The sequence below is a fragment of the Flavobacterium sp. genome (assembly GCF_035456085.1).
Taxonomy (GTDB): Bacteria; Bacteroidota; Bacteroidia; order Flavobacteriales; family Flavobacteriaceae; genus Flavobacterium.
In genome coordinates this window covers 23,872-35,145 of the sequence record NZ_DATIDY010000064.1, presented here as the reverse complement: position 1 = coordinate 35,145, position 11,274 = coordinate 23,872, and the positions used below count along the sequence as shown (strand labels likewise).

Genomic DNA, 11,274 nt, shown 5'->3' with positions numbered 1-11,274 from the left:
TAAAGCAGTCACTCAATCCGTTTTAATTAATTCTGGAGGGATTGTAGAAGCAGCTGATTTAGAAACTTCTCAAACTACAGTGAGTTTATCAGCAGGAGGAAGCGCTGACATAAAAGCTAGTTCTCTGGTGGATGCAAAAGTAAAAGCAGGAGGAACTATTACTGTGTATGGAAAGCCTAAAGAATTAAGACAAGAAACTTTTATGGGTGGAACAATAGTTCAAAAATAATAAATTTGTAACCAATTTTTAAAGTCATTTTTTAATGATAAACGATATTTTGACAGGTATTCCTTGGGGAGTATTATTAAGTTTTATGATTGGTCCTGTATTTTTTATTTTACTTGAAACAAGTATTATTAAAGGATTTAGAGCCGCTTTTGTTTTTGATTTAGGGGTAGTTTTTGGAGATGTTTTTTTTATAACAATTGCCTATTTAGGAAGTTACAGGCTTATTCAAAGTCTTAATGACAATTCTTCATTATTTATTTTTGGAGGATTTATTATGATGGCTTACGGTTTTATTTCCTTCATTGGAACAAAAAAAGAAAAGAAAGTAAATACCAAAACAATAGACAATGAGATTATAAAAAAGAACTATTTAGGATTATTTTTTAAAGGTTTTTTTCTCAATATAATCAACATTGGTGTTCTTGGTTTTTGGCTGGCAGTTATCATTTCTGTTGGTCCAAAATTAGAAATGGAAACCTCAAGAATATTAATATTTTTTATATCAGTTATTTTAACTTATTTGGGAATCGATTGTATTAAAATAGTGTTAGCCAAGCAATTAAAACACAAAATGACACCAACTAATATCTACAAAATTAAAAGAGGAATTAGCGTTGTTTTAATGATTTTCGGGATTGCATTAATATTTCAAGGATGCTTTCCAGATGAAAAACAAATGGTTAAAAATGCCTTTGAAAAAATGGAAAAACATTAAAGAGTTAATCACTTATTTATCACCGCATATTCACAGATTGTATTTAAATCTATGAATATGCGGTTTATTTTTTTCTAAAAATTAGATATAAAAAAGAGATACATTTCTGTATCTCTTTTTGAGTCATCGTTGGATTCGAACCTTATCTTTACTTAATTTTTCTTAAAAATTAGATATAAAAAAACCTCTAAATTGCTTTAGAGGTTCTTGAGTCATCGTTCGGATTCGAACCATAACTTTACCTAATTTTTCTTAAAAATTAAACAGAAAAAAAACCTCTAAATTGCTTTAGAGGTCTTGAGGCATCGTCCGGATTCGAACTTTATCTTTATTTAATTTTTCTTAAAAATTAAACATAAAAAAAACTCTAAATTGCTTTAGAGGTTCTTGAGTCATCGTTCGGATGAACCTTATCTTTACTTAATTTTTCTTAAAAATTAAACATAAAAAAACCTCTAAATTGCTTTAGAGGTTCTTGAGTCATCGTTCGGATTCGAACCTTATCTTTACTTAATTTTTCTTAAAAATTAAACATAAAAAAAACCTCTAAATTGCTTTAGAGGTCTTGAGGCATCGTCCGGATTCGAACCGGAGTAGGAGCTTTTGCAGAGCCCAGCCTAGCCGCTCGGCCACGACGCCATTGTTTAACGGATGGCAAAAGTAGCTTAAAAATTTAAAGTTTAAAAGTTTAAAGCTAACTTTTTTATTTTTTTATGATTATTGTTACAAATTAAAATTACGTTCTTCTTCCATTTCAATGGTAACTGCTTCTACATCACCACCAATAGGAGGATTCAGTTTGGAAACACCCACTTTGATTTTTGAAATATTTTCTATTTCTGCAAATGCCCGGACAATGATCCTTTTGGTTACATGCTCTAATAAATTGGATCTAATCGCCATTTCTTCGACTACAATTTTATTTAAATGAACATAATCTACTGTATCCTTCAAATTATCTGATTCAGCCGACTTTTTTAAATTGCATTTTATTTCCAAATCAACACTATAATCTGAACCTATTTTTCCTTCTTCAATCAGACATCCGTGGTATGAAAAGGTTCGGATATTTTTTAATCTTATTGTTCCCATTTTATTTAATTTAAAGTATAAAGTTTCAGGTTTAGTGCCACATAAATAACTTTAAACCTTGAACCTTGAACCTTTTTTTTATCTTTGCTAAAATTACTATAAAAAATGGCATCAGAAGAGAAATCACTTCATTTTATTGAACAAATTATAGAAGACAGTTTAGCAAATGGTTTTCCACAAAATAAATTACGTTTCCGTTTTCCTCCAGAACCTAATGGGTATTTACATATTGGCCACGCTAAGTCAATTTGCTTGAATTTTGGTTTAGGTTTAAAATATAATGCACCTGTAAATCTGCGTTTTGATGATACAAATCCTGCTAAAGAAGAGCAGGAATACGTTGATGCAATCAAAGAAGATATAAAATGGTTGGGTTTCAATTGGTCTGAAGAATTGTATTCATCTGATTATTTCCAACAATTATACGATTGGGCTATTCTTTTAATTAAAAAAGGAAAAGCATATGTTGATAGTCAAACTTCTGAAGAAATGGCTGCTCAAAAAGGAACTCCGACTCAACCTGGAGTTGATGGGCCGTACAGAAATCGTTCTATTGAAGAAAATTTAGCTCTTTTTGAAGGGATGAAAAACGGAGATTTCAAAAAAGGAACTCACGTTTTAAGAGCTAAAATAGATATGGCTTCAACAAATATGTTGATGCGTGATCCATTGATGTACAGAATTTTACATAAACATCATCACCGTACCGGAAATGATTGGCATATTTATCCAATGTATGATTATGCGCATGGTGAAAGTGATTATTTGGAATCGATTTCACATTCAATTTGTACACTTGAATTTGTGATGCATCGTGAATTGTACGATTGGTTTTTGGATCAAATTTATGATGAAAAGCAAGTACGTCCACATCAATATGAGTTTGCTCGTTTGAACTTGAATTATACCGTTATGAGTAAGCGTAAGCTCTTGCAATTGGTACAGGAAAATATTGTAAACGGTTGGGATGATCCTAGAATGCCAACTATTTCAGGATTAAGAAGAAGAGGTTATACAGCTGCTTCAATTCGAAAATTTTGTGACATAATTGGTGTTGCCAAACGCGAAAATATTATTGATATTTCTCTTTTAGACTTTTGTTTGAGAGAGGATTTGAATAAAAATGCACCAAGGGTTATGGCAGTTTTGGATCCTGTAAAAGTAGTAATTACAAATTATCCTGAAGGAGTAGAAGAGTGGTTAGATGCCGAAAACAATCAGGAAGATGATTCTGCTGGTTTTAGAAAAGTGCCTTTTTCTCGTGAATTATACATTGAAAGAGATGACTTTTTAGAAATAGCTCCAGCTAAATTTTTCCGCTTAAGCATTGGAAATGAAGTACGCCTTAAAAACGGTTATATCATTAAAGGAGAGAGTGTTACTAAGGATGCTAACGGAGTAATTACTGAAATTCAAGTGACTTATGACACTGATTCATTGAGTGGTAGTGGTACTGAAGCTAGTAAGCGAAAAGTAGCTGGAACGTTACATTGGGTTTCCATTTCTCATGCAGTTGAAGCTGAAGTTCGTTTGTATGATCGTTTGTTTATTGATGAAGCACCAGACAGTCATAAAGAGAAAAGTTTCTTAGAATTAATGAATCCTAACTCTTTACAAATCGTAAAAGGTTTTGTAGAACCAAGTTTATCAACAGCTATTAATGGAGATCATTTTCAATTTCAACGTTTAGGTTATTTTGTTGTTGATAAAGATTCAACTAATTCAAAATTAGTGTTTAACAAGACAGTTGGACTTAAAGATGCTTGGGAAGAAAAAGGAAAAAAAGAAGAAAACAGCATCAATAATTCTTTAAAAGATATCAATAAATATTTTAAAGTTGCTACAAGAGAAGAGCGTATTGCAATCAGAAAAGCAATAGGGGAGACTTTGGCGGGAATTTCTAATTATAGTTTATTGCAGAATTCTTTCAGAAAGAATATAAACAATAATAAAAGTTCATTGTTGTTTGCTAATTTTATTTTAAAATATGCTAATCTGAAAGCTTCTGATTTTGATAAAGAAGATTTAACTAAATTGTATTTGATGTCTCTTCGAAGCGAATCTCCTTTTGTTCGCTCCAGAGCAATTTTAAATTTAACCAATTTAGATTATGAATCGGATTTTGTAAATTCTTTTAAAGAAGAAGTTTTAAAATTAAAAGAGAATCCAACCAAAAATACAACAGAAAGAGAAATTGAATTTATTGAAAATTTCTTAAGTAAATAAAATATAATATTTATCTATAGAAGGCGCTTTTTAAGAAGCGCTTTTTTTATTATATATATAAACGATTATAATTTAAAATGTAATAATTTTTATTTATTAAAAATGGATTTCATAAATTAATTTTAAAGCAATTTTAAAAATTGGTAGTATCAATTTACATTTTTTATTTTTTCATTGCTTAGAACACATTAATTTAAATCTTGATTCAAAAAGGACATTTTTTTAAGCATTATTGATTCTTTTTTTATACTATATATGTTTATTATTTTAATTTTAAATATTATAATAATTAACTATTATTTAAAAAAATTATCACAAAACTAATTTTTATCTATATTATTTATTAAAAGTGGCTTATTTTTATTAGATTAAATTAATTATTTTTTATTTTCTATATCAATACATCATTTTATTTTTTTAGTAAAAGGAGCGGCTTTATTTCGATTTTAAGATCAGTTTTAGGTACTTTAACTGCTTGTTAACATATGTTTGTTCATAAAGTTGTAAATTTAGGAATACTAACTTTAAAATTTAACTCATATGTCAAACAAAGGAAATACAATTATTGCTCTTTTAGCGGGTATAACCATAGGTGCCGGTTTGGGAATTTTATTTGCTCCAGATAAAGGTTCTAATACTAGAGATAAAATCAAAGATGGATTTGATGATTTAAAAGATAACTTCAGCGATAAGCTGCATGAAGTTTCAGAAAAATTTCTTGGGAAAGGAATTTTAAATAAAGCTGAAATCGATCGTAACTATGATAATATCGTTGCAAGTCTAAGTGAGAAAACTGAGGATGTAGTTTCATATCTTGAAAATAAGTTAAAAGAACTGAAAGATAAAAATGCTAATTTTCAGTCATAAATAGTTAGTTATGGCATTTGATAAAATTAAAGCAAATACGGAAGAACTTCAAGGCGAAGCACAAGCTTATTTTGAGAAATCAGTTTCTTATTATAAATTATGGGGATTTAAAGTTGCAATGAAATCTACCACAATGATTTTGAAATTTTCTTTGATTTTATTGTGTTTCACTATGGTTTTATTGTTTGGTTCTGTTGCTGCTGCTCTTGCAATTGGTAATTATTTTGGAAGTTATGCAATTGGTTTTCTTTCGGTTGCTGGTTTGTATTTAATTACTACTTTGTTTTTATTTTTAATAAAAGATAAAGTAATAGAAGGACCAATTTTAGAAAAATTTTCAGAAATCTTTTTTAATGATTAAATATGGAAAAGAAAAAATATTCTTCCTATGCCGAAATTGATCGTGATTTAGAAATCTTGAAATTAGAAAAGCAAATTGGTTATCAACAATTACTTTTGAGTGTTAAGAAAACGAGGGATTCTGTGACTCCACAAAATATAATCAATGGATTTCTGGAACCTTATAAAGATAGTATTTCAAATCCTTTAAGATCTATACTCCAAAGTGTTATCCCTTATTTAATAAGTTATTTTATAAATAAAAGAAGATTTTGATAAGTTAAAAAAAGCTCCTCTAAAAAGGAGCTTTTTGTTTATATAAGTGTTAATGCTTTTTGAATTCTTGATGTTGTTTCTTGTAATCCAATGAGTTCAACAATGTCAAATAGGTGTGGACCTCTAAGGGCTCCGACAATGCAGAGTCTAAATGGTTGCATGACTCTACCCATTCCAATTTCATTTTTAGTTAACCAATCTTTTACAATAGTTTCAATATTTGCTGATGTAAAATCATTTATTTCTTCAAGTACCGAAATTAATTCTTGTAATAAAGCTGGTGTATCTGCTTTCCAATTTTTTACTGCTTTTTCATCATAAGCAGTTGGAGCAATGAAAAAGTAATCACTTAGTTCCCAAAAATCCGAAATAAAATAAGCCCTGTCTTTTATCAACGAAATTATTTTAGTCATTTCAATCAATGAATAATAGCGATTCAAATGCTTTAATTCAATGATTTTCATGAACTCTTCAGCCAATAATGTATCGTCAGTTTTCATTAAATATTGGTGATTAAACCATTTGTTTTTCTCTGGATCAAACTTAGCTCCCGATTTATGAACTCTTTTTAAGTCAAAAACTTCGATTAATTCTTCTAACGAAAATAATTCTTTATCAGTTCCGTCATTCCATCCCAATAAAGCTAAGAAGTTAATAACTGTTTCAGGAAAAAAACCTTTTTCTCTATAACCTGAAGAAACTCCTTCGTCTGTTTTCCATTCCAAAGGGAATACTGGGAAACCCATTTTATCACCATCTCTTTTAGATAATTTACCGTTTCCAACTGGTTTTAAAATCAATGGTAAATGTGCAAATTCTGGTGCTTCCCAACCAAATGAACGATACAACATTACATGCAGCGGCATTGATGGAAGCCATTCTTCACCACGAATTACATGTGAAGTTTCCATTAAATGATCATCTACAATATTAGCTAAATGATATGTTGGCATACCGTCACTTTTGAATAAAACTTTATCATCTAATAGATTGGTTTCAAATTTTACTTCTCCACGAATGATATCTTGTAAATGCAAAGTTTCGTTTATTGGAGTTTTAAAACGGATTACGTAATCTTCATTATTAGCTATTCTTCTTGCGGTTTCTTCTTTCGAAATTACCAACGAAGTATCTAATTTTTCTCTGTTATGGTGATTATAAATAAATGTTTTTCCTTCTGCTTCGTGTTGTTTTCTGTGTGCATCTAGTGCTTCAGCGGTATCAAATGCGTAATAAGCATTTCCAGATTCTATTAATTGATCAGCATATTGTTTGTACAAATGTTTTCTTTCGCTTTGTCTGTATGGACCAAATTTTTCATTTTTACCGATGGTTTCATCTGGAGAAATTCCCAACCATTCTAATGCTTCAAGTATATATTCTTCGGCTCCTGGAACAAATCTGTTTTGATCTGTATCTTCTATTCTTAAATAGAAAGTTCCGCCATGTTTTTTTGCAAATAAATAATTAAATAAAGCGGTACGTACTCCGCCAATATGTAAAGGTCCCGTTGGACTGGGTGCAAAACGCACACGAACTGATTTAGACATTATTGTAAATTTTTTGCAAATATACGATTTCAAATTGGCGTTTCAATAACTTGTAATTAGTGTTTAGCAGTACTTTAATATTATGTTTTATTTACCTTTTAGTAAACATTAAAATTATTACTTTTATGGGTTATTAAATTAATAATGAAATTTTGGAAAAGTCACAATCAATACATCAAAAATTAGAAGCTTTTATAAAGAAGTATTATACTAATGAATTGATTCGGGGCATTATTTTTTTTATTGGTCTTGGATTAATTTATTTTTTATTTACACTTTTTATAGAATATTTCCTTTGGTTAAAGCCTAAGGGGCGTACTTTCTTGTTTTGGTTTTTCATTACAATTGAAGTTTTTTTATTGATTCGTTTTATCCTTTTTCCAATCTTTAAAATCTTAAAATTTAAAAAAGGCATCGATTATACTCAAGCTTCAATTATTATTGGAAGACATTTTTCAGAAGTAAATGATAGTTTGCTTAACTATTTACAACTATCAAGCTCTAATGCAAACACACATAATTCTGAATTATTATTGGCATCTATTGAACAAAAAGCGAATTCTTTACGTCCAATACCTTTTGGAAAAGCAATTGATTTTAATTCTAATAAAAAATATTTGCCACTAGCTTTATTTCCAATTCTTTTTTTAATGTTCTTTTTTCTTTCAGGAAATAGTAAAATTATATCGCAAAGTTTGAATAGAGTAGTGCATTTCAATGCTAGTTTTACGCCACCAGCACCTTTTAAATTTGTTATTGACAATTCTAAATTAGTTACAGAACAAGGAAAAGATTTTACTTTAAATGTAAAATTAATAGGAGATGTAATTCCTGAGAATATAATGATTTTTATTGATCATGAAAGTTACTTTTTAGAGTCAGTCAAACCAGGAGAATTTAGATTCAAAATTGCAAAACCCCTAGCTAATACTCAATTTCATTTAGAAGCAAATTCAGTTATTTCACCAGATTATGAGTTGAAAGTTATTGAGGTTCCAACGATTGCTAATTTTGAAATGAAGTTTGTTTATCCTTCATATTTGAAATTAAAAAAATCAATAATTAAAGGAACTGGTAATGGAATTATCCCTGAGGGAACTCAAGTTACATGGATAATGAACACCAATTCAACTCAAAATGTGGTATTAAAAGAGAATTCTAATGTTGTAAACTTTTCTAAATCCGATAATATCTTTAGTCTAACTAAAAAAATAACTCAAAATACAGAATATCAAATATTTACATCTAATAATCAAGTAAAAAACTTCGAAAAATTAAGTTATCAGTTGCATATTGTAAAAGATCAATTTCCTTCTATTAATATTACCAATGCTCCAGCAGAGATAAGCGCGGGTAACTCTTATTTTGTTGGTCAATTGGGTGATGATTACGGTTTGTCTAAGTTGCAAATTGTTTATTACCAATCAGGAAAAGAAGCTAATGCCAAACGTGGAACTATAGCTATAAAGCAAGCTACTTTTGATCAGTTTGTTTTCAATTTTCCTGGAAATTTAGATGTTGAAAAAGGAGTTACTTATGAATTTTACTTTGAGGTTTTTGATAATGATGCTCTTCATAATTTCAAAAGTTCTCGTTCTTCTGCATTCTCTAATCGCATTTTAAGTGATGAAGAAAAACAAACACTGACCATCCAAGAACAAAATAATGCAATTAATAGTTTGCAAAAAACTTTATCAAAACAAGATAAACAGTTTTCTGAAATGGAAAAATTGCAACAGACTAACAAAGAGAAAAATAATTTAGACTTTAAAGATCGTCAAAAGATTAATGATTTCATCAAAGAGCAGCAATCTCAAAATGAGAAAATGAAAAGTTTTTCTAGTAAGATGAAAGAGAATTTAGATAAGTCAAACCCTAACCAGAAAGATGAAACTAAAGAATTATTACAAAAAAGACTTGAAAACACAAATAAAGAGTTAGACAAAAACAAGAAGCTATTAGATGAACTTAATGAGTTAAATGAGAAGATTAAAGACGAAGACTTTGTTGAAAAGCTCGAAAAGTTCAAACAAAATAGTAAGAGTCAAAACAAAAATTTAGCTCAGTTAGTTGAATTAACTAAGCGTTATTATGTAGAAAAGAAAGCAGAGCAGTTAGCGGATAAATTAGAGAAATTATCTCAAAAGCAAGATAAATTATCAGAGAGTGAAAAAGAGAATTCGGCAGTTGAACAAGATAAATTGACTGATGAGTTTAAGAAAATGCAAGAAGAGTTGAAGCAATTAGACAAAGATAATGATGATTTAAAATCTCCAATTGATATACCGTCTGATTTGAATAAAGAGGAAAGTATCAAGGAAGATATGAATAAAGCTTCTTCTGATTTACAAAAAAATAATAAAGAGAAAGCTAAAAGTAATCAAAAAAATGCATCCAAAAAGATGAAAGAAATGTCCAAAGCTATGGAGATGGCTATGGAAGAATCTGATAAAAATCAAATAGAAGAAGATGTAAAAATGCTTCGTCAAATATTAGATAATTTATTAGCTTATTCTTTTTCACAAGAAGATAATATGAATCTATTTAAGGCTTCCAGATTAGGTTCGCCTTCTTTTAATAAATACATCAAAAGTCAGCAGAATTTAAAATCACAGTTTAGACACATTGATGATAGCCTTTTTGCTTTGTCTTTACGTCAGCCAAAAATTGCAGAATCAGTTACTAAAGAAGTAGCAAATGTTCAATACAATATTGATAAATCTCTAGAAAGTTTTACCGAATCACAATTATCCAGAGGTGTTTCACAGCAACAATATGCTATTTCTTCAGCAAATAAGTTGGCTGATTTATTAAGTGATTCGCTTAATAGTATGCAGATGCAAATGTCTAGAAATAGTGGTGGTAAACCTAAACCGGGGAAAGGTTCAGGTATGCAACTTCCTGATATAATCAAAAAGCAAGGTGAGCTATCTGAAAAGATGAAACAAGGTTTGAAACCTTCTAACAAACCTGGTGAAGGCAGTAAACCTGGAGAAAGTAAAAGTAAAAATTCTGGTAAAGGTCAAGGTCAAAATGAAGAAGGAGATGGAGAAGGAGATGGAGAAGGAGATGCTAAAGCAACTATGGATATTTACAAAGAACAAAAGCAATTACGTGAAGCGCTGCAAGAAGAATTGAATAAAAAAGGTATTGGAAACAGTGGTAATAACGCTTTGGAACAGATGAAGCAATTAGAAAAACAGTTATTAAATAAAGGTTTTAATAATGAAACCATCCAAAGAACGAATGCAATTAAACAAGAACTTTTAAAATTAGACACAGCAATTCGTTTGCAAGGTGAAGATTCTAAACGTCAGTCTGAAACAAATAAATCTAGTTATAATAACCAGGCAAGTCCATTACCTAAAGAGCTTGTAGATTATTTAAATAGCATCGAGATATTAAATAGACAATCATTACCTTTGCGCTCGAATTTTAATCAAAAAGTTCAAATATATTTTAATAAATAATGATCAATTTTAATTACGAATCCGATTTTACTTTGGAGAATGAAGGTGCAATTGCTAACTGGTTGAGAGCTGTAATAGTGTCTGAAAACAAAAAAGAAGGTGAAATTAATTATATTTTTTGTGATGATGAGTATCTTCATAAGATTAATGTTGAATATCTTAATCACGATACTTTAACAGATATTATTAGTTTTGACTATACTGTAGGTAATGAGATTAGTGGTGATATTTTTATTTCTACTGAAAGAGTTTTGGATAATTCTAAAGATTACAATACCAGTTTTGATAATGAATTAAAACGCGTAATAGTTCATGGTATATTACATTATTGCGGTTATAAAGATAAATCTGAAAATGACGAAACAGTAATGCGTAGTAAAGAAGATGAAAAATTAACTATGTTTCACGTGGAACAGTAACCACAAAACTATCAAAATTATATAAAATAATAATACGTTCCACGTGAAACACTGAAATTTTAATATTTTATATAAATTTCTGCTAGTGTTT

10 protein-coding genes and 1 tRNA gene are annotated in these 11,274 nt (G+C 29.3%); 8 read left to right on the top strand and 3 right to left on the bottom strand.

All coding sequences use genetic code 11. The annotated features are described in order from the left end of the window. Together VLC96_RS05230 and VLC96_RS05225 are read left to right on the top strand one after the other, a co-directional pair. A partial coding sequence (locus tag VLC96_RS05230) for a GIN domain-containing protein (protein WP_325261095.1) occupies positions 1 to 229 on the top strand: 229 nt, incomplete at its 5' end. 34 nt (positions 230 to 263) lie between these two features. Next, the gene (locus VLC96_RS05225) at positions 264 to 944 is read left to right on the top strand and encodes a LysE family translocator (RefSeq protein WP_325261093.1); all 681 of its coding nucleotides are present in this window, start codon (positions 264 to 266) and stop codon (positions 942 to 944) included. Positions 945 to 1,512: 568 nt separating this feature from the next. Here VLC96_RS05225 and VLC96_RS05220 read toward each other — a convergent pair. Together VLC96_RS05220 and folB are read right to left on the bottom strand one after the other, a co-directional pair. Next, positions 1,513 to 1,583: transfer RNA gene (locus VLC96_RS05220), tRNA-Cys, on the bottom strand. 84 nt (positions 1,584 to 1,667) lie between these two features. After that, the gene (gene folB / locus VLC96_RS05215; protein ID WP_325261091.1) at positions 1,668 to 2,036 is read right to left on the bottom strand and encodes a dihydroneopterin aldolase; all 369 of its coding nucleotides are present in this window, start codon (positions 2,034 to 2,036) and stop codon (positions 1,668 to 1,670) included. 105 nt (positions 2,037 to 2,141) lie between these two features. Here folB and VLC96_RS05210 point away from each other — a divergent pair, with 105 nt between their 5' ends. The 4 genes from VLC96_RS05210 (at position 2,142) to VLC96_RS05195 (ending at position 5,744) form a co-directional block, all read left to right on the top strand. Then, positions 2,142 to 4,262, top strand: a complete 2,121-nt coding sequence (locus tag VLC96_RS05210; RefSeq protein WP_325261089.1) for a glutamine--tRNA ligase/YqeY domain fusion protein — start codon at positions 2,142 to 2,144, stop codon at positions 4,260 to 4,262. 540 nt (positions 4,263 to 4,802) lie between these two features. Next, positions 4,803 to 5,129, top strand: coding sequence for a YtxH domain-containing protein (locus VLC96_RS05205; RefSeq protein ID WP_325261087.1), 327 nt, complete (start codon positions 4,803 to 4,805; stop codon positions 5,127 to 5,129). 10 nt (positions 5,130 to 5,139) lie between these two features. Continuing rightward, the gene (locus tag VLC96_RS05200; RefSeq protein ID WP_325261085.1) at positions 5,140 to 5,490 is read left to right on the top strand and encodes a competence protein; all 351 of its coding nucleotides are present in this window, start codon (positions 5,140 to 5,142) and stop codon (positions 5,488 to 5,490) included. 2 nt (positions 5,491 to 5,492) lie between these two features. After that, positions 5,493 to 5,744 (top strand): DUF6327 family protein, encoded by a 252-nt coding sequence (locus VLC96_RS05195; protein WP_325261083.1) that lies wholly within the window; start codon positions 5,493 to 5,495, stop codon positions 5,742 to 5,744. Positions 5,745 to 5,782: 38 nt separating this feature from the next. Here VLC96_RS05195 and gltX read toward each other — a convergent pair whose 3' ends face one another. Further along, on the bottom strand, positions 5,783 to 7,294 hold the full coding sequence (gene gltX / locus VLC96_RS05190) for a glutamate--tRNA ligase (protein ID WP_325261082.1): 1,512 nt from the start codon (positions 7,292 to 7,294) through the stop codon (positions 5,783 to 5,785). A 152-nt stretch (positions 7,295 to 7,446) separates the two neighbouring features. On the opposite strand from gltX, the gene VLC96_RS05185 reads away from it, so the two are divergent. Continuing rightward, positions 7,447 to 10,764, top strand: a complete 3,318-nt coding sequence (locus VLC96_RS05185; RefSeq protein WP_325261081.1) for an AI-2E family transporter — start codon at positions 7,447 to 7,449, stop codon at positions 10,762 to 10,764. Next, a complete protein-coding gene (ybeY, locus tag VLC96_RS05180) occupies positions 10,764 to 11,183 on the top strand; it encodes an rRNA maturation RNase YbeY (protein WP_325261079.1) in 420 nt (139 codons plus the stop codon). Before VLC96_RS05185 ends, ybeY begins: the two co-directional genes overlap by 1 nt. Positions 11,184 to 11,274: the final 91 nt, after the last annotated feature.

Excerpts from the sequence above, each read along its gene's own strand:
- folB (WP_325261091.1), bottom strand. The coding sequence starts at position 2,036 with ATGGGAACAATAAGATTAAAAAATATCCGAACCTTTTCATACCACGGA.
- VLC96_RS05205 (WP_325261087.1), top strand. The coding sequence starts at position 4,803 with ATGTCAAACAAAGGAAATACAATTATTGCTCTTTTAGCGGGTATAACC.
- VLC96_RS05195 (WP_325261083.1), top strand. The coding sequence starts at position 5,493 with ATGGAAAAGAAAAAATATTCTTCCTATGCCGAAATTGATCGTGATTTA.
- VLC96_RS05210 (WP_325261089.1), top strand. The coding sequence starts at position 2,142 with ATGGCATCAGAAGAGAAATCACTTCATTTTATTGAACAAATTATAGAA.
- VLC96_RS05225 (WP_325261093.1), top strand. The coding sequence starts at position 264 with ATGATAAACGATATTTTGACAGGTATTCCTTGGGGAGTATTATTAAGT.
- ybeY (WP_325261079.1), top strand. The coding sequence starts at position 10,764 with ATGATCAATTTTAATTACGAATCCGATTTTACTTTGGAGAATGAAGGT.
- VLC96_RS05200 (WP_325261085.1), top strand. The coding sequence starts at position 5,140 with ATGGCATTTGATAAAATTAAAGCAAATACGGAAGAACTTCAAGGCGAA.
- gltX (WP_325261082.1), bottom strand. The coding sequence starts at position 7,294 with ATGTCTAAATCAGTTCGTGTGCGTTTTGCACCCAGTCCAACGGGACCT.